Genomic DNA, 19,518 nt, shown 5'->3' on the forward strand with positions numbered 1-19,518 from the left:
AAATAGCATCACTTCATCTCAACAAAAAGCCCCCAACGGATGCTATATTCTGCTAGTTGCTGAGAAATATCATAGCTTTGCCCTGTCATGATAAGCTATTCTGAAAAAGCGGCTTTCTCTTCATCTCTACTTGTTCATACCGCCTAAATAAATTGCAAATCCTTGTAAAACTTATCATTAAATGGTTCAAATTTTTTGCCATCAGTCAATAACTTCCCACGAAAAAATACAGTAGGATATTTATTTGAATCAAGATATTCAAGAATATTTGAAGTGACTGCTCTTTCAGAAAGCATAACAATATTAGAATAAATTTTTGGGAAGTTACTATCAATGAATTCTATTTCGACAACATCTCCTTTATTAGAGTTTAACTTTTCTCTGTTAAATGCAGTAGACTTAAGTTTCGCCTTTCCGTAGAAAATTCTTGTTATACTCCCATCAACATATGGTTCACTAGATTTTACAAACAGAGTATTTAAAGATATCTTTTGATTTTCAATAACTACAAATTGCTTATCATTATCCACATCAATGTCAGTAAACAAGTCCACAAAACTTGCAATTGAATACATATGTCTAGTTTCTTCTCTTGTTTTTATTCCAATGTTTAAATTGGAAGATGAGTTCTCTGTATCTAGTTGCCCATTAATAGTTGTTGGCTTAATAGTTGTACTTGCTTTGTTAACAGATTTAGTCATTTTGATCAAACCGTTTTTGTTAATGGTTTCCTTTGCCCCTAGTGCTTCTCTTTTCGATTGTTCTCTTGCTTCACTAACAGAAATTTCTGTACAGCCGACAATATGCAAATCATCTTTTGAAGAGGGGGTAAAATAATATTTTTTTCCATTATGATTCCAGTTTGTGCAGGTTAAATCAATGGCACAAATGGGGTCACTACAACGAAACTTTTTCGAATCTATCAGAACCCCCTTTCTTGATAATTCACTTGCTTGCTTTGCCATTATAGACTTATTGAGTTCAATACTGTATGCTCTTTCTGACATAAAAGTCCTCCTAACTTTAACCTATCGTCATTTTTATTAGAATTCACTGCAGCAAACTTGATTGTGCTAAGAAAGCCAAGGTTACCCCCGTTACTTTGTTTGTTCAGGTGTGTAAGAAAGAAAAGGCACGATACTTTAGGGCACCAATACCTAATGATAAAAATCGCAACAAAGCGATTACCGCTATCCAGCAAAACATCTAGGATTCCCATTTGAGAAGCGAAATAAAACTTACAAAGACAATCGCTCTAAAAACAAAATCAGCGACACTGTCCAGTGTTTCACCGAATCTAGTTGTATTATTAGTTTACCATGCGGCATCCCGTCGACAATGGCGCTTGCACAACATAAACTATATGTTATAAAAAACAGGGCAGATAGGGGGTGAACCAATTACCATGGCGATTGCCCCAATTATTCTTTCTGCCATGACGAGTGAGGCAAGTATTTCACTCTATCCTTTCACTCCACATCAAGCCAAATGCCCCGGCGCCACACTAGTAGCCGCCTTAATCTCCTCCAGATACTCCTGATAAATCCGGTCGGCCGTCAGCTCGACTTTGTTTTTCAGCCAGAGGAAAGAGGTGCTGCCCTCGGTGTAATCGGCTTCGCCGAAGGCGTCGATTCGGCCGTCCTGCAGGAGTGCGTCGACTTGTTCTAGACCTTTTTCGTCACCACGTCCATAAACTGCGAAAGACTTGCCGCCATTTTTCTTGAGCACGGAGAAAACCGGCACGTCACTTGGCCCGTCGGCGATGTAAATCATGTTCTTGAAAGGAATCCGGTAGGCATCGGCGTTCATCTTGCCGTTGACGTTAATCTCCGGATGCTTGTTGACGCCTTTGCGCAGCTCGAAAATGACGCGAGTTTTGGACGTGTTGTCGATAATTGTCCCAATTTGCGAAATCGCCTTGCCTGGGTCAATGTCGAAAACAATCGGCTGTTCCGTGTTGGCCGAGACTAGCTGCGACTTCACGGGGGTTTCGATGAACTCGCAGCCCCAGATGCCGTTGATGAACGGATTCACGGCGGAGCCTTTTATCATTTGGGTCAAGCCTGTGCTGACGATGTAGTGCTCGACTTCGATGCGGCAATCTCTGTATTTTGCATTTTCCTGAACAACTTTACGCAGTTTGTCAAAAATTTCCGGAACGCCGGCATAAAAACTCAGTTGTTTGCCTAAATCGTAGAGCATCTGGTTGTTCAGACCTGGGAAGATGCCCTGGTTGACGCAGGTAATCATGTGATTCAGGTATATCGTGTCACGCTCGACTTTCACGCCTTGCTCGGCATACTTTTTGGGCAGCTGGTCGACTTCTGCCCAGAATTTTGCCTGGTCTACTTGGAATTTCTCAAAAATCGGCGTCTGCATGTATTCGCGAATCAGTGTCTTGTCAAAGTCCCAGACGATGGCAATTGTGTTTTGTACCATGTGTATTTAAATCTCCTTGTAATATGCTTCATTTTTCAACATTTATCAAAAATTGTTCAGGAAACTGCATTTTTTACAATAATTTTTGAGCAGCTAGTGCAAAATTCCCTATTGTGGCGGAGCCGTTGTTCAGCACGCTTGGTGTGAGCAGGTAATCTTCTAGCGGGCATGGGAGCTGGACGTAGCCGTTGAGCAGACTGGCAAACTGTTCACGGACACGCGCCATCATGTGTGTCTGAGCCATCACTCCTCCGCCGAAAATAATTTTTCCTGGCCGAAGCGTCAGCGTTGTATTTACCGCCGCTTGAGCGATGTAGTAGGCCTGGATGTCCCAAAGCTCATGATTCAGCGGCAAATCCTCGCCTCGTATTCCCGTGCGCACTTCTAGACTTGGGCCAGACGCGACGCCTTCTAGACAGTCGCCGTGAAATGGACAAACTCCGGCAAAATCCAAATCATCCGGATGACGCTTCACTAGCTGGTGCCCCATCTCCGCATGGCTGACACCGCCGACGAACTGGCCGTGCTGCAGGGCACCTCCGCCGATGCCTGTGCCGATGGTAAAGTAGACGAGGCTGTCTTCGCCTGTTACCATTGCTTCGCCATAGGCCGAGCTATTGACATCGGTCGTGAAGGCAACAGGAATCTGCAAAGCTGTCTGAATCTCGCCCAGCAAGTCTGTATTCTCCCAGCCGGGCTTGGGCGTTGTTGTGATGTAGCCGTAGGTCAAGCTGTCCGGATTGATGTCAATCGGGCCGAATGAGCCGATGCCCAGTGCATCTACAGGATGGGCTGTAAAATAATCAATCGTCTTTGCGATTGTTTCTGCGGGTGTTGTCGTCGGGAATTGCTCTGTTTCCAGAATTTTGAAATCTTCATTGCCGATGGCGACGACGAATTTTGTGCCGCCAGCTTCTACTGAGCCGAATTTCATTGTTCTTACCTTCGTTTTCTGTATTTGTAATCTATCTAGATTATAGCAGAAATCCGCTGAAAGCGGATTTTTTAAGATGTTATTTCTGGCAGGAATTTTGTCAAATTCAGAGTTCTTCGCCATTTGTAGCGATTACCTTTTGATACCAGTCAAAACTGTCTTTCTTGCGACGCGCCAGCGTCCCATTGCCCTCGTTGTCCTTGTCAACATAAATCATGCCGTAGCGCTTTTTCATCTCGCCTGTGCCAGCTGAAACGAGGTCGATAAAGCCCCAGGGCGTGTAGCCGATCAGGTCCACGCCGTCAATGTCGACTGCCTCTTTCATTGCGGCAATGTGAGCTTTCAGGTAGTCCACACGATATGAATCGTGAATACTGCCGTCCGCCTCAATCTTGTCAACAGCGCCGAAGCCGTTTTCGACGATGAAAAGAGGTTTTTCGTAGCGCTCATAGAACCAGTTCAGGCTCCAGCGTAAGCCCAGTGAATCAATCTGCCAGCCCCACTCGGAAGCTTTGACATAGTTGTTTTTGACCAGGTCGAGACTTTCATTGTAGTCGAAATAAGGGGCGCCTGAAGGATTCCGGTCTGCGATAGCAAAACTCATGTAGTAACTGAAACCGATGTAATCAACGCAGCCTAGCGCCAATTCTTCCAGGTCTTCTTCTGTGATGTCCAGCTGGAAGTTCTTACGCTTGAAATAGGTCTCCAAATAAGTTGGATAATGTCCGCGAACGTGTACGTCAGCAAACCAGTAGCGGCGCTGCATGGCCACGGTTGCGGCCATCATGTCCTCGGGCTTGCATGTTGCCGGGTAAACGGGGCACATGGCAATCATGCAGCCGATTTGAAAATCCGGATTGATGCGATGACCGATTTCGACCACTTTGGCGCTCGCGACTAGCTCGTAATGCGCTGCTTGATACATGACTGCTTCACGGTCTTCACCTGGTGCAAATTTCAGGCCGGAATTTGTAAACGGCGCAAAATCACGCTCAAAATTGGACTGATTGTTGATTTCATTGAAGGTCATCCAGTATTTGACCTTATCTTTGTAGCGTGTCATGACAGTTTCGGCAAAATGTACAAAAAAGTCAATCAGTTTGCGATTCCGGAAACCGCCGTATTCGGTGACTAGATGATAAGGCATCTCAAAATGCGAGAGCGTAATCACAGGCTCAATGCCGTATTTCAGGCACTCGTCAAAGAGGTCGTCGTAGAATCGTAATCCCTCTTCGTTTGGCTCAGTTTCGTCACCGTTCGGGAAGATGCGTGTCCAGGCGATTGAGGTGCGGAAACACTTGATTCCCAGCTCGCCAAAGAGCTTGACATCATCTTTGTAGCGATGATAGAAGTCAATCGCTTCGTGGTTCGGGTAGTTTTCTCCCGGCAGCACGCCATCTGTGATGCGGCGCGGTACTCCGTTACTGCCTGCCGTCATGACGTCCGCAACCGAGACACCTTTTCCGCCGGCCTTCCAGCCGCCCTCCAGCTGATGGGCAGCCACTGCGCCTCCCCAGAGAAAGTCTTTTCTTAATGTCATTTTTTTATCCAGACGATTGAATCATCTGTTTCCTTTCATTTATTTTCAAACACTTTTATTCGATAAGCGCAGTCCATTACTAGACTATCAAATTAACATTTTAACCATTTAAATTTTCTGGTTCTTTAATAAGATTCTATCACAACACAAAGTGAAAGACCAGTAGATTATTTCATACAAAAATCGCTATTCATCTCGAACAGCGATTCGTTATTATTAGTTATTTTATAAAAGGAAAAGTTTGCTCTAATTCCGATGCTGCTTTCCGGCATTCCGCCCCTTTTTTGGTTTTGAATTCGACTGAGAAATCAGTTTTTCGCCTTCAGAAACCGCAGAAGCAGGCGTCACATCTTTCGGTAAATCTGCAATCTTCGGAGGATTTTCCTTAAACTCTTTGTCAATACGAATCTTCAAACGCGGCTTAATGACGTAAGTCACAATAATCTGCTGCAGCACAATGACCAAACCGCCGGCTACCCAGTATAATGTTACACCATTCGGCGACATAAAACTGAAGACTACAATCATGGCAGGCGAGATAATCATCATCGTCCGCTGCTGCTTGCGCTGCTCCTCAGGCATTGCCAGGTACATAATCAGAGTTTGCGCGGCATAGAAAAACGCAGCCAGTGCAACCAGAATCAAGCCATAACCTGAGCTTGAAATCGCGCCCAAATCAATCGGACCAAACTGATAATCGGAAATTCCTTTTGTGTATCGCGCTGCATTATACAAGGCAATGAAGAACGGATACTGCAGCAATATCGGCAGACAGCCGATGGATGACAGCATATTAATGCCGTTGTCTTTCTGCGCCTGCATCATCTCCTGCTGCGCCGCCATCATGCCAGCCTGGTCTTTATTGGCACGTGCCTGTTTCAAACGCTCATTGATGGGTGCGAAAACCGGCTGCAGATAAGCTGTCTTTTCCTGCATATAAGTGGCCTTATACTGCTGATTCAGCGCCAAAGGCAGCAAGAACAAGCGAATAATCAGCGTCACAAGAATAATCGCCCAGCCGTAGCCCAGCCAAATACTACCGTCATGATGTATCGCAAACAAGTCAACAAAAGCCGACATCGGCCGAACAAGAATGTTATAAACCCAGCCGTCACCTGTCGGCACAATTTCACCGGCCGAATTCTTCGTTGTCTGCACACAGCCGGCCAACAAAACCAACGCCGAGAAAACAAAGCTCAGCAGTATCAGTTTTTTCTTCAATTTTTTCATAATTTCCATTGTATCATATTACACAGTGTTTTTCTGCAACAAAAGTAGTATTTTCCCCAAATTTTTTCAGACAAATACAAAAAAGGAAGAACAAGCTTCCTTTTCCGCATGAGTAATCATTCAATTGTTGTCGCAATAATGCCGCGAAGAATATTGGCTGTTTCCTGCCAATTGGCCACGGTGATGGTCTCAATGCCCATCTGAACGACTGGATAGTCATTACCGCCGGGCTGCGTCATGTCGCCGAAATACAGAATTTCCGGCTTCGTCACGTGAAGTTCTTCCATCATGTGATTCATGCCGAATTCCTTGTTCTGGCCTGGTACGAAGCCGTTAATAGTCGTCGTGCCGGCTACTTCAAACTCATATTCTGGTGCGTATTGAGCAGCTAATTTCGCAATTTTATTACGTTTGACCATGTCTGGGTCCCAGTCCTGCTTCTCTTTGACACCGGCTTTTTGGCCAATAGCTGAGTAAGCAATCATGGACTCGCGGTTTTCGATGATTTCATCTCCAGGTGCGAGGACGGATTCGTCCCAATAGCCCAGTTCTTTCGCTGCTTTCTCAAGCGCTCCGCAGATTCCGTCAACTTGCTCCGGAGTCAAGGCATAATTATAAATTTGCTTCCATTCGCCGTCAACATAGGAATAATACTGAGTTCCCTGGCCTACAAAAAGGTGGAAATTCTCAAGCTTTGCACTGGCAGGCAGGTTATTGATAATCTGAATCAGGAACTGATCAAATTTTTGCCCGGAAATAGGTGCCACAATATATTTTTGCGACAGTTCAGCAAGCAGCTCAGCCATTTCAGGGAAAATGGGCATTTTTGGCTCGTTAAGTGTATTGTCGATGTCGAAACTCAGAATTTTCTTTGTCATTAGACAGCCTCCATTTGTTATGAATTCGATTTCAGAATTATTATAACATGTTTGTAAAAAAAAATCATCAATCAATGACGATTCTTTTCAAGCGCAGGAACAATTGCTGCTGTCAGAATTACGGCCGCAATGACTTCGACAATAGAATTTCCGGCAATAATCATGCCGAGGAGCTGACCAAAGGTCATTTTAAGCACAGTTCCGAAAAAGAGATACATAAAGCCTAGCACAAAGATTGTATTTGTGATGGCGCCAACAAATCCGGCAATCCCGGCTGTCACACGACTTTTCCCGATTTTATAAACTAAACCGGCAAACACGCCAATCAAGATACGCGGAACAAAAGTGATGATGATTGCCCAAAATGAGCCTGAATGTGTGCCTGGTACAGGGTAAACCGGTGTAAAGAGGAAGTTTGTCGGTCCGGCCGTCATTGAAGCCTGAACAAAGAGAATCAGACCCATAAAAAAGCCCAGAATCGCACCTTTGCGCCAGCCGAGAATACAAGCTCCGACGATAACCGGAATACTTGCGAGCGTCGGCTGCACAGGAATCGGCCAAACTTGATAAACATAGCTGGAGAGAAATTGAATAACAATGATGAGCGCCACTAAGAGTGACAGGATTGCAATATCAGAAGCTTTTGATTTTTTCATATTGGTAAACATTATACTAAAAAAAATGGAAATTTTCCACTTTTTTGCTTAATTATCTCATAATTTTCACTTTTTTGAACACTCTAACAATTTTTGTCCTAATTCCCGTTATTGAGTAAACATTTCATCAATGACCGCCGAGCCATCGCCGTTCAGGACGACAAAATGCAAGGTAGGGTCAACGACGCCGGCTTTCCCCATATTTTCTAACAATGAGCCATTGAACGACTTTAAAGAATCACGAATCTGCTGAGCTGTATCATCTTCAATCGTGTAAGGTTTATTGAGCTGATAGGTAATTCTCAAACCGTGCGTCCCGTCTTTGACAACGCCGATATCACTGTATGTATCTGCAACTTGCGATTTAATGTTGTTAACTTGCGGAATGACCTGACTCAAATACACGTCGAGAGCCAACTCTGACTTGGCTGCGGCCTTGCTGGCGTCTGTCACTTTATCTGTCGGAAGGTCAGTGCTTATTGCCGGCAGCGATGAAGAAGAGGAAGACGTGGAAGATGAGTTTGACGCAGCCGTGTCCTTTTTTTTGCCGCAAGCTGAAAAACTAATGATTGACAGAAACAAAGCGAAAAAAATTCCGAATTTTTTAATATTCATTTTCTTAAGTATACCAAAAAATCGCTTGCCAAGCAAGTGACTTTTGTAATAAATTTTTACTCTGGATTTGACGCAATCAGCATCAGGTCTCCAGACAGTGTCCACTTTTCAATCTGAGACGGCAAAATGAAATGGTCACCTTTTTGGACAGGGTAATCACTATTGTCTATTATCAATTTACCACTGCCATCCAGTACCGAAACCAGTGTGTAAGCCCCCGTTTTCACAAACTCATGGCTCCCGCTGATCTCCCACTTGTAAACGTCGAAAAATTTAGACTTAACCAGCGTTGTGATACTGACGCCGTCAAACTTCTCAGTCGTCGTCTGATTTGACGGCAGTTTATCGCCGGGAATCGTCAGCGTGTCAATCGACTGCTGAATATGCAGCTCACGCAGATTGCCGTCTGCATCGCGGCGGTCAAAATCATAAACACGATAAGTCGTGTCCGACGACTGCTGCGTCTCGAGAATCATGATTCCAGCGCCAATCGCATGCATCGTGCCGCTTGGAACGTAGTAGAAATCACCAGCTTTGACCGGTACTTTGCGCAAAAGCTTGTCCCATTCGCCTGCGCTAATCATTTCGGCCAATTCTGCACGTGTTCTGGCATTATGTCCATAAACGATTTCTGCCCCCGGTTTTGCGCTGATGACGTACCAACACTCCGTTTTGCCTAACTCCTGTGGTCCTTCGTGCAGGCGCGCATAGTCATCGTCAGGATGCACCTGGACAGACAGCCAGTCATTGGCATCGAGAATTTTGGTCAGGAGGGGAAAGACGTCGCCCTGTGCATTGTCGAAAAGCTCCCGGTGATTCTGCCAGAGCTCAGCCACGCTTTGCCCCGCAAATTCGCCGTTTTTTACAGTAGAAACACCGTTGCGGTGCCCCGAAATCGCCCAGTACTCGCCGATTTTGTCAGACGGCAGGTCATAGCCGAATTCTTTGAGGTGGTCGCCGCCCCAGATTTTCTCGTGAAGTTCTGATTTTAAAAATAAAGGTTCTTTTTCCATAGGTTTATTATAGCATGAATAAGAGCGTTCACACTCTCCGTATGATGACTGTCTCGAAGGCAAAGTGATCTGCGCGGTGGATTGACTGAGAGCTTTCAAAGGCTCTTCCGTCTGATAGGAAGGCTACCTGTGAGCTCACGACTACTGGCTCACCTGGTTCTAACTCTAGATAACCTCTTTCTTCCTCGGTGACTTTCCGCGCTTCAATTTTTCGGTGCGCGCTGCCTAAAGATAGCTTGAGCTGGTCCTCTATATACTCGTAAATCGAGCTCTCACAGATACTAAGTGTCAAGTCTTTGATGATATCCGCAGGCATATAGATATCTTCAATCACAAACGGAACGTTATCAATCGTCCGGACACGCCTGACATGGTAAAGCTTCTCCAGCGCGTTGACGTGCAGCTCATCCATTAATTTTCTGCTCGGAAGGACTAATTCAAAAACCAGGACGTCACTTTTGATTTTTTTGTTGGGATAAAGAGCTGTCGTTCCTTGAAATTGACTCGCAACTTTCAGGCTTTCGAGTTCCTGCTGATTCAGCTCTTTCACGAAGGTTCCGCTGCCGCGCCGTTTTATAATCAGGCCTTCACGCACCAATTCATCCATCGCATGTTTGACGGTCATTTTTGACGTGTTGTAAATGGCGGTAAAATCATTTTCGTTCGGCAGCAGTTCACCTGGTTTATATTTTCCGGAAATGATGTCATTCCTGACATCATTACGAATTTTTAAATATTTATTCATAATAAAAACATCCTAAATGTATTTTCTATTATTATAGTATAGCAGAATTCGGACATTTTTATTTATCCCAGAACAGACACTACTGGAATTTTCTAACAATTTCTTCTGAAATTTCGAATCCGGACTGCTCGGTTAAGTCGCGGAAAAAATAGGCGGACTTTTTGAGCTGCTTTTCTTGAGTATGAATGTTTACTGATACTAGGCCATAGCGGTTGCGAAAGGAGTTACGCCAGCTGAAGCAGTCAATCGGTGTCCAGACATGAAAGCCGAAACAGTTTGAGCCTTCTGCAACTGCTTTCTGCAGCCAGTAAAGATGCTCTTTGAGGAATTGAATCCGGTAATCATCATCAATTCGTCCATCCGCATTGAGATAACGTTCTTCACGACTGACTCCCATTCCGCACTCTGACACATACCAGGGAATATTTCCATAATTTTCCTGAATATTTTTAGCGATTTCATAGAGTGTCTGAGGATAAATCTCCCAGCCCTTGTCTACGTTCATCCTGGCTCCCGGCATTTCATAATCGTCAAAGTACTTATTCGGCATCCAGTCAACCGCAAGGCTGTCGCTAGAAAAATGGGGACGTATCGCACGATTTGGATGATAAAAGTTTATTCCAAGGTAGTCCACTGGGTTTTCTTTGATAATCGCCAGTTCTTCGTCTGTTGATTCCCAGATGACGCCGTCTTTTCGAAGAATCTCAACTAATTCAGCTGGAAATTCACCCTTAACTGAAGCATCCATGAACAGCTGATTCTGCCAAAGGTCGGCAAAATGCGCGGCGGATTTGTCGGCTGGCTCCTGGGAAGCTGGGTAATTTGGACAGAGATTCAGAATAATTCCAATTCTTGCCTTGGGGTTTTGGTTTACTTGGCGGAATTTCTGAATGGCCATGCTTGATGCCAACTGCAGATTATAAGCCACTTGCACAGCTTTTTTCCCGTCCACCAAATCCGGAAAATGGAACTGATACAAATATCCGCCGTCTACTACTACCATCGGCTCATTATGTGTAAACCAGTCGCTCACTCGGTCACCATAGAGCTCGAAACATCTTTCGGCAAATTTGACATAGAGCTCAATCACTTTTTTATTCGTCCAGCCGCCGTACTGATGAATCAGCTCAACTGGAAGGTCAAAGTGATGAAGATTAATCATAGGACGAATCCCATTGGCAATGAATTCATCAATCACATTGTTGTAAAATTCGGCGGCTGCTTGATTGACACTTGCGCTTTCGAAATCGTCAATCAGCCGGCTCCATTGAATACTGGTTCTGACAGATTTCAGACCGGAGGTCTTCATCAGTTTGATGTCCTCACGAAAGTCATGATAGAAATCATTCGCCGTATCTGGACCTACTTGATGCCAAAAATGTTCGGGATGATAATCAAAATCATAGTCAAAGATATTGTCATGCTGCTTTTTAAATCGCCCTTCTGTCTGAGGTCCGCTGGTCGCTCCACCCCATAAAAAATCACTTGGAAATTCTACTCTCATGTTTTTTGTTTTCCTATATTTCTAATCTAATTTTTTTAATGAGTAATTGCTCTGAAGGTGTACTTCCTCTGGGAATCTTCAACTTCAAGCCTGCGTTCATCAAAGTACTTCCTAAAAATTCCGCTCCTTGAACCTGGTATTTTGACGCGCTGTCCAATCCTCTCAATTTCAAATAAACTGGTGCCGGATAAGCGCAAACATCTGTGTAAACAATTGTGATGAGACTCATCGACTTATCTGGCGCGACAATCTGCCGGGCGGTGTAAGCTCTGTCACTGTCTGCCGCACTGGACAAACGGTAATAGTCACCGTCAAAAATAAGCGCCTGGTTCCTTTGGTAAAACTTTGTGAATGTCAACAATTCAGCTTTCTCAGCCTCTGACAGTTTCCTTGTATCAAACTCATAGCCGTAAGTCCCCGCCATCGCCACATAAGCACGTGTTTGTACATCAGTTACTCTGCCAGTCAAGCCGGCTGGAACATCTGTCACATGCGTACCCATTGCAGACAGTGGATAGAGAAAGCTTGTCCCGTATTGGATTTTCAGACGGTTAATCGCATCTGTATTATCTGAAGTCCAAATCTGCGGCTGATAAGCCAGCATGCCTAGGTCAAATCTTGCACCGCCGCTTGAGCAGCCCTCCCATAGAATATCCTGATATTTTGAGGTGAGACGTTCAAGCAGCTGATAGAGATTCAGAACATAACGATGCTGTAGTTCACCCATTCGCTCAGCCGGCAGCTGGTCAGAGTACCAGTCGGTGACCGGGCGGTTCATGTCCCACTTAACATAGGAGATGTCTGCAGAATCCAGGACAGCAGATATTTTTTCGAATAAATAATCGATGACTTCTGCTTTTGATAAGTCCAAAACAAGCTGATTCCGAGCTAAATTAGGCTGACGATTCGGGAATTTCATGGCCCAGTCAGGATGACAGCGATAAAGTTCACTGTCTTCACTAATCATTTCTGGTTCAAACCAGATGCCGAATTTTAAATCTAGCTCACTAATTCTCTCTGTCAACTCCTGCAGGCTCATGCCGAGTTTCTCTTCATTGACAGTCCAGTCCCCTAGTGCACGGTTATCATCATATCGGTTCCCGAACCAGCCGTCATCCATGACCAGCAAATCTACACCGATGTCCTTTGCAGACTCTGCTAACTCAATCAGTTTTTGTCCTGTAAAATCGAAAAGCGCTGCTTCCCAGCTATTTATCAGAATCGGCCGATTCGTACTGCGACTGTATTTGCTTCTGCACAGATTTTGACGTATCAGCCGATGAAAGTGATGTGAAAGGCCCTCGAATCCATGTGCTGAAAAAGTCATGACGGCTTCTGGACTTTCAAAAACAGCAGCTTTTTTCAACTCCCAGGAAAAATGTTCGTCACCTAAGCCAAGTGTTACACGACTTAAGCCCATGTTAGACTGTTCAGCCGTGGCGAGAAAGTTCCCGCTATAAACTAGATTAAAGCCGTAACAGTCGCCCTGCGTCTCAGTTGCAGCTTTCTCTGTCAGAATAAAGCCCGGATTCTGTGCATGGCTTGAAGTGCCGTAATTTGAGGAAAAATTGATTTTAGCCTGTGATAAGGCAAGACGTTCAAAATTGCGCTCCGCTCCCCATCTGCCCGGAAAGTGAATCAAATCAAAATTCCCGTAAGGAAAGTCGAGAACCAGTGACTGAGCTCTGCGAATCGTCAGAGCATTCAAGCCCCGATTCGTAATTTTAACTGCTCTGGTAATGACATCTTTTTCTTCAAAGATTCCATAAAGCAATTCAACCTGAACTTCTGAAACTTCATCAAATAGGACAATTTTCAGCGTCTCTACGCGCTCATTTTCAAGCGCAAAAAATGTTGGTAAACTTTCTAATCGGTATTTGTCATTCGTGAGCTGATAGCTCTTGAAGCGCAAGTCGGTAACACTGCTTCCGTCAGAATTGACAATATCCAGACCGGCAGTCCGCAAATCTCCTGAGCCGGAAGTTGAATACTCCTGGGCAAGAAGTTCAAGTGAACCTGAGCGGTCCTTTGATTCATAAGGATAAACGGTAAAGAAGCTTTCTCCTTCATAGAAGAGATACGATAAATCCTCAGCCGCAGTCTTTCTTCCGTAATAAGTATGGAGTAAACGGCCGTCTTTGTCCACTTTCATCTGGTAGGTTGAAGCCCGAGTCTGCAGCGTGAATAAGTTTTCCTCATCATTGATTATAACTGCCATTATTGAGCCCTTTCTGATTTTTGAAAACTAAGTCAATCATTTTGAAAAAAATTCCCGGCAAGAAAAGCAGCACTAGAAAACGATTAAGCCCGGCCAGCAGAAAAGTCAGAAGCAGCATTGCCAGAACAAATCCGACTAACTTCAGGTTAGTGAACATCAGCCGCAAAACCTCCAAGTTGCTGTCCATTTCGAAATAGCTTTTGAAGCAAATAAAAGACAAAAGTAAGAGTAAATAAATTATACTTATCAGTGTTCCAAGCCCTGCGAGCGCATTTACCCAACGAAAGGAAGATAAAAATAAGAAGCCAAGTAAGAAAATGACAAGAAGGTTGATGAAGTCAAGACTAAATTTCACCTCTTTGGTTGCCTCTTTATAGCTTGTATAGTAAGAATTCTTCCTGACAAAGCAGAAACTTTTGCGAAAGGCATAAGTTGTTCCGAAAAAGACAAATCCCCGCAAGAGCTCAATCCAGAAGCGGACAGACAACAGAATCAGTAAGTAAAACTGCTGAACAGCATAGGTAAACCGTGAAACTCTCATTTGACTGAACCTGCGATTCCGTTATAAATATATCTCTGCAGGAAAATAAAGAGAATCAGAATCGGCAAAATAACAATGACGACACCAGCAAGAATAACAGGCCACTGTGTCCCGTAAGGTCCCTTGAAAGCAAACAGTGCTGTCGAAATGACTTTGAGCTCAGGGTCAGGCATATAAAGAAACGGATTATAGAAGTCGTTATAAACACCAACGCCTGAGATAATCAGCATCGTTACAATGGGCGCTTTCAAATTCGGCAGAATAATCGAGCGGAAAATTCTAAAGTAAGAGGCACCGTCAAGAAATGCAGATTCATCCAATGATATTGGAATTTCATCCAGAAACTGCAGGAAAACATAAACCGAAATCACATCTGTGCCTAGATTTAAGAGAATAACGGACCAGATTGTATTGAAGAGACCGATACCGTTTATAATCTGAAAAGTTGCTACCTGACTGGTGATACCTGGAATCAGCATCGCCAGCATAAAAAGCAGGAGAATCAGTTTTTTCCCATGAAAGTTGAAGCGGCTCATGACATACGCAAACATGGAACCTAGAATCAGCTTTCCAGTCATCGATACAGCAAAGATGAAAAGAGTGTTTCTGAATCCCAGCAGCATTTGCCCATTCACAAAAGCCGTGATATAGTTAGAAAAATCCAGACTTTTAGGTAAACTGAGTACGCTTGTGGACAAAAACTCATTCTGTGATTTAAATGAGCCCAGAAAGACGACCAGCAAAGGAAGAACTGCCACTATCACAGCAAAAATCAGAACCAAATGTTTAAAAATAGATGAAACATGAAATTTCCTCATCATTTCCGTCCTTTCTTCTCTGAAGTTAAGAGCCGCTGCACTGCCGATACGAAAATCACAATGAAGAGCAGAATAATTGCCATTGCACTGGCTAGACCAACTTTGTTATACTTAAAGGCCGTGTTGATTGTCTGAATGACGAAGGTCATTGTTCCGTTAGCGCCGGATGTCATGATATAAGGAATATCAAAGACTGACAGGGCTCCAGAAACACCCAGAATCAGATTCAGATAGACAATGTTCTTAATAGCAGGAAGGATAATATAGAGAAATTGCTTGAACTTATTTGCACCATCAATTTCTGCCGCCTCATAAATTTCCGGATTAATTGACTGTATCGCGCCAAGAAATATGAGAAAATTAAATCCCATATATCGCCAGAAAGAGGTGAAAACCAGAGAAATATTATTAATGCTGCGGTCGCCCAGCCAAAGCGGTAATTCACCTTTGATGCCTATAAAATGCAAAATTGTATCTAATGTTCCGCCGCCTTTGTAAAAATATAAAAAGATAAAGCCGATTGCCACACCATTTAACAAATAAGGAAAGAAAATAGCCCCTTTGTAGAAATTGGCAAATCTGACCTTGAAACTTAGCAAGGTTGCCAAGAATAGCGCAATTCCCAGCTGCGGAAAAGTTGCTAAGAAATAATAAACACTGGTCTTGAAAACAGAGAAATAATTAGGGTCTGTCAGCACCCGCTTATAGTTTTCCAGTCCTACAAAATCTTTATTTGGCGAGACGCCATCCCAATTTGTCAGACTATATTGAAACATTCTGACCAGCGGATAGTAAGAAAAAATCAGAAGCAGCGCAACGGGAATCACTGAAAAGAGAAAAATAATCAAGCGCTTCTGATTCTTCTGAGAAATATTTTTAAACATAAGTAACCTCTCTATAATAGGTCGAAACGACGAAGTGACTCGCCGTTTCGAAAGTATATGTCTCCCGTCCAACTTGACAAACTAGACTACGAGAGGATGAGCGAATCATTACATGTTATATTTTTCGACTCCTGCTGCCCAGCGGCTGTTGAAATCTTTCATAATATCAGCAAAGCTTTCATCCGAGTTTCCAATAGCTGCATCAATAATACGCTGTTTTTCTGTATCTGTGGTACCTATTCCAAGTTCCGACTCATTGTTAATATCGCTGAAGAGACTTTCCTTACCAGCTGGAGCTGGATCAGGCTCCATCAATTCCACGCCTGCATCTTGAGCTGCTTTCAGGCTGTCCGGATATTCACTTCCCTTAACAGCTGATAAACCGCCATTGTCCTGAGCATATTTTGAATCTTTCAAAAGCCAGTCCATCAATTCACGCGCAGCTTTCTGCTTAGCTTTTGAGCTGTTTTTATTAATGGCATATTCGTAATCAGCACCAGTCAAAAGATATTGCTTCCCGTCCGTATTTGTAGGGAACGGCTGGAATTGAATATTATCCGCATTATCTTCATTAGCTGCCTGAATCTGCGGAATCGCCCAGCTTCCAAGGGCCATGACGCCTATCTTACCGTTAGCCATGTCAACTTTTGACTGCTCCCAATCCGAAGTTGTGGGGTCCTTTTCAATCAGCTTATTTTCTGCAGTCTTGAACAGTGTGTCATAAATCGTATAGAGAGGTTTGCCTTCTTCGAATGGTGATTTATCAGACACCATATCGTTGTCATAGTTCGGGTCTCCCGCAACTGCCTGTCTCACAAAATCCCAATTTGACAAAGTCCATCCGGCTGCGTAATTCGTATAAAGCGGTGTAACATCCGGCTCTTTTTTCTTAATCTGCTGAAGGTCTGTGATGAAATCTTCCGGTGTCTTTGGAAATTCTGTGATTCCTGCTTTGGTGAAAACTTCCCAGTTCACAACCAAACCCGATGCATTCATTTGACTTGGTAATCCGTACTGCTTATCTTCATAACTGCCCACAGTGGTCAAGCCCATGTAAGTATCAGACAATTTTGATGTCTTGCCCAGCTCCACGAAAAAGTTTTTATAATCTTTCGGGTTTATGGTTGTCGGCAGCATCAATAAATCGCCATAATCCTTTGAATTCATCCGTGTTTTCATCTGACCGGCATAATCTGTGATTGTCTCTATCTTGACTGTAACGTCAGGATACTTTTTGTTGAACTCAGCCATGTATTTTTTCCAAGTTCCGTCAGTCTGCCAGTCAGTCTTGTGATTGATGAAAGTAATCGTTGTTTTGCCTGAGCTGTCGGAATCAGACTTACTGCAGGCAGCTAGCCCGAACCCTAATACTCCAACCGCCAGCAAACCTAAAACTTTACCCTTTTTCATGTACATTTTCCTCCTGTTAATGAAAACGTTTTATTATTTTTTATAAAATTAGTATATACTTTTTTATTTTTCTTGTCAAGCCTAAATTTGCATTTTATAATATTTTTTGACAATTTTTTCCGCCGGCTTATTAAAGAGCGCATAATCCCTATCATTTGCAGCGTCCTCTTCTCTATATAAAATTGCCTTCCAGTCCCAAAGTCCGAAGCCTTCAACAAAGTCAAAACGAGCACAGGCCACAAACATTGCCTCAAAAAACCTTGTTTGCGCGTCCATATTCACTTCTCCTGGCAGCGTCCAGTCATTGGGCAGAAGCTCTCCTCCGTCACGGCTGGGCGCCCCTGCTTCACAGAAGAAAAACGGTTTATTCTGCATTTTAACTACCTTCTCTATCCGCTGCAGATTTTCCTCCCACTTATCGTAGGGATAATAACCAGAGCTAGAAATCACATCCACCGCGTCCCACCAGCTCAGCCTATCCTCCTGATACTTGTCGCAATTGTAAGTAATCAAACCGTGATAAATCTCCCGCACCTTTTCAATCAAGGAGCGCCACTCTTTTTCGCGCCCATCTGTACTAACCATTTCACAGCCAATGACCAGCATTCGGCAGCCAGTTTTTTCAGCAATTTCTGCATAATGAAGAATAAATTTCTCGTAATTGGCGAACCATTCACTCCACTTCGGCTCACAAGGTACATCAGGCCACAAAAAGTTGATATATGCCCGCCAAGTCCCGTCTTCAAGATTGACCATCGGCTTTAAAATGACATCAAGCCCAAGTTTTCCTGCAGCTTCAACTGTATCAATTACTTCATTATCCGTCGGCAAATTATGCTTCCAGTCAATGTCAATCGTATGAGCATTCGCCTGCAAAGCGACAACCGGCAGAATGATTGTGCTGGCTGAAGTTCGTGACACCAAAAGTTCCAGCGACTGAGCCGCTTCTGGGCTTCCAAGTTCACCTTCCTTGGCCATATAGCCGAAGGTTACTGCATTAATTCTCTTCATGTTAACTCCTTTGTGAGTATTGTTCATTGTTCGAGCCTAAGCTCTACTTGCAATAGTTTCAACAAAAGTATATACTAATATTACATTTATTTCAAGGAGGATTTATGAAAATTCCACAGGAATGGCAAGATTATTCCGGAATGGCAAAAAAGCCTGCAGACTTTGATGATTTCTGGAATCACAACTTATCTCAAATTGATTCACATCACTTTGACTACACACTTGAGCCGAAAGAGCTTCATTCAAACGTCGCAGATTTTTTCGAGCTCTGGTTCACTGCAATTGATGGTGCCAAAATTCACGCGCAGCTCATCTGCCCAAAAGACCTGACTAAGAAATATCCGGGAATCCTGCAGTTTCACGGTTATCACACCGATAGCGGCGATTGGGTAGACAAGATTGGTGCCGCTGCTGAAGGAAACGTTGTTCTAGCCTTAGACTGCCGCGGACAGGGCGGACCTAGCCAGGATATTACTGTCACTTCCGGTCAAACTATGAAGGGGCTTATCATCCGCGGAATAGAAGAGGGATACCAGAATCTCTACTACGTGAGGCAATATCTTGATTTAGCCAGTTCAGCCAAAATCTTGATGAACTTAGAATTTGTTGATGAGAGCAACATCACAGCGCGCGGCGCTTCACAAGGCGGCGGACTTTCCATTGCCTGCGCTGCTCTAGTGCCACAAATTAAAAGTGTCATTGCAACTTACCCCTTTCTGTCTGACTTTCGTAAAGCTTACCAGTTAGGTGCACAAACCTCTGCTTTTGAAGAAATCCCCTATTGGTTCCAGTTTAGAGACCCGCTGCATCAGCGTGAAGACTGGTTCTTTGACCAACTTGAGTACATAGATATACAAAATCTGGTTCCAAGAATAAAGGCCAAAGTGACCTGGATTTTAGGAGGACTAGATACCGTCGTCCCGCCTATGACACAAATGGCCGCATACAATAAAATCCAATCTGATAAGCAGCTCTTCGTTCTGCCGGAATACGGTCACGAATATCTCCCTAAAATCAGCGACTATCTTATTGAGAAAGGATTAATCTGACAGATTTCGCAAATCGTAACCACCAGCTTAACA

18 protein-coding genes and 1 pseudogene are annotated in these 19,518 nt (G+C 43.8%); 1 reads left to right on the forward strand and 18 read right to left on the reverse strand.

Annotated elements, in window-relative coordinates:
• Positions 1-143: 143 nt before the first annotated feature.
• From ACYQ2E_RS00210 to ACYQ2E_RS00295, 18 genes and pseudogenes are all read right to left on the reverse strand, one after another.
• A complete protein-coding gene (locus tag ACYQ2E_RS00210) occupies positions 144-1,007 on the reverse strand; it encodes a hypothetical protein (RefSeq protein WP_460016030.1) in 864 nt (287 codons plus the stop codon).
• A gap of 199 nt (positions 1,008-1,206) precedes the next feature.
• A pseudogene (locus ACYQ2E_RS00215) lies at positions 1,207-1,299 on the reverse strand (hypothetical protein); the annotation flags it as partial.
• Positions 1,300-1,479: 180 nt separating this feature from the next.
• Positions 1,480-2,439: a hypothetical protein gene (locus tag ACYQ2E_RS00220; RefSeq protein WP_460016031.1), complete on the reverse strand. Its 960-nt coding sequence runs from the start codon at positions 2,437-2,439 to the stop codon at positions 1,480-1,482.
• 73 nt (positions 2,440-2,512) lie between these two features.
• Complete coding sequence (gene scrK, locus ACYQ2E_RS00225) at positions 2,513-3,373, reverse strand: fructokinase ScrK (RefSeq protein WP_460016032.1); 861 nt, start codon at positions 3,371-3,373, stop codon at positions 2,513-2,515.
• A gap of 106 nt (positions 3,374-3,479) precedes the next feature.
• A complete protein-coding gene (locus tag ACYQ2E_RS00230) occupies positions 3,480-4,913 on the reverse strand; it encodes a 6-phospho-beta-glucosidase (RefSeq protein WP_460016033.1) in 1,434 nt (477 codons plus the stop codon).
• Between the two features lie 246 nt (positions 4,914-5,159).
• Positions 5,160-6,143, reverse strand: coding sequence for a membrane protein insertase YidC (gene yidC, locus ACYQ2E_RS00235; RefSeq protein ID WP_460016034.1), 984 nt, complete (start codon positions 6,141-6,143; stop codon positions 5,160-5,162).
• Between the two features lie 116 nt (positions 6,144-6,259).
• Complete coding sequence (locus ACYQ2E_RS00240) at positions 6,260-7,021, reverse strand: HAD-IIB family hydrolase (RefSeq protein WP_460016035.1); 762 nt, start codon at positions 7,019-7,021, stop codon at positions 6,260-6,262.
• A 71-nt stretch (positions 7,022-7,092) separates the two neighbouring features.
• Positions 7,093-7,677: an ECF transporter S component gene (locus tag ACYQ2E_RS00245; RefSeq protein WP_460016036.1), complete on the reverse strand. Its 585-nt coding sequence runs from the start codon at positions 7,675-7,677 to the stop codon at positions 7,093-7,095.
• Between the two features lie 108 nt (positions 7,678-7,785).
• On the reverse strand, positions 7,786-8,292 hold the full coding sequence (locus ACYQ2E_RS00250) for a hypothetical protein (protein WP_460016037.1): 507 nt from the start codon (positions 8,290-8,292) through the stop codon (positions 7,786-7,788).
• A gap of 56 nt (positions 8,293-8,348) precedes the next feature.
• Positions 8,349-9,305, reverse strand: a complete 957-nt coding sequence (gene manA / locus ACYQ2E_RS00255; RefSeq protein WP_460016038.1) for a mannose-6-phosphate isomerase, class I — start codon at positions 9,303-9,305, stop codon at positions 8,349-8,351.
• Between the two features lie 28 nt (positions 9,306-9,333).
• Complete coding sequence (locus ACYQ2E_RS00260) at positions 9,334-10,050, reverse strand: GntR family transcriptional regulator (protein ID WP_460016039.1); 717 nt, start codon at positions 10,048-10,050, stop codon at positions 9,334-9,336.
• Positions 10,051-10,129: 79 nt separating this feature from the next.
• On the reverse strand, positions 10,130-11,554 hold the full coding sequence (locus tag ACYQ2E_RS00265) for a glycoside hydrolase family 1 protein (RefSeq protein ID WP_460016040.1): 1,425 nt from the start codon (positions 11,552-11,554) through the stop codon (positions 10,130-10,132).
• A gap of 13 nt (positions 11,555-11,567) precedes the next feature.
• Entirely contained in the window at positions 11,568-13,772 is a 2,205-nt protein-coding gene (locus tag ACYQ2E_RS00270; RefSeq protein WP_460016041.1) for an alpha-galactosidase, read from the reverse strand.
• Positions 13,753-14,313: a hypothetical protein gene (locus tag ACYQ2E_RS00275; RefSeq protein ID WP_460016042.1), complete on the reverse strand. Its 561-nt coding sequence runs from the start codon at positions 14,311-14,313 to the stop codon at positions 13,753-13,755. The genes ACYQ2E_RS00270 and ACYQ2E_RS00275 overlap by 20 nt, the downstream gene beginning before the upstream one ends.
• Positions 14,310-15,131: a carbohydrate ABC transporter permease gene (locus ACYQ2E_RS00280; RefSeq protein WP_460016269.1), complete on the reverse strand. Its 822-nt coding sequence runs from the start codon at positions 15,129-15,131 to the stop codon at positions 14,310-14,312. The genes ACYQ2E_RS00275 and ACYQ2E_RS00280 overlap by 4 nt, the downstream gene beginning before the upstream one ends.
• Positions 15,131-16,015, reverse strand: coding sequence for a carbohydrate ABC transporter permease (locus ACYQ2E_RS00285; RefSeq protein ID WP_460016043.1), 885 nt, complete (start codon positions 16,013-16,015; stop codon positions 15,131-15,133). Before ACYQ2E_RS00285 ends, ACYQ2E_RS00280 begins: the two co-directional genes overlap by 1 nt.
• A gap of 108 nt (positions 16,016-16,123) precedes the next feature.
• The gene (locus ACYQ2E_RS00290) at positions 16,124-17,425 is read right to left on the reverse strand and encodes an ABC transporter substrate-binding protein (protein ID WP_460016270.1); all 1,302 of its coding nucleotides are present in this window, start codon (positions 17,423-17,425) and stop codon (positions 16,124-16,126) included.
• 81 nt (positions 17,426-17,506) lie between these two features.
• Positions 17,507-18,436 carry a glycoside hydrolase family 113 gene (locus ACYQ2E_RS00295; RefSeq protein WP_460016044.1) on the reverse strand — a complete coding sequence of 310 codons (930 nt, stop codon included), beginning with the start codon at positions 18,434-18,436 and terminating at the stop codon, positions 17,507-17,509.
• A 104-nt stretch (positions 18,437-18,540) separates the two neighbouring features.
• Here ACYQ2E_RS00295 and ACYQ2E_RS00300 point away from each other — a divergent pair, with 104 nt between their 5' ends.
• Positions 18,541-19,485: an acetylxylan esterase gene (locus tag ACYQ2E_RS00300; RefSeq protein WP_460016045.1), complete on the forward strand. Its 945-nt coding sequence runs from the start codon at positions 18,541-18,543 to the stop codon at positions 19,483-19,485.
• Positions 19,486-19,518 lie beyond the last annotated feature (33 nt).

The organism is Lactovum odontotermitis (genome assembly GCF_054658595.1).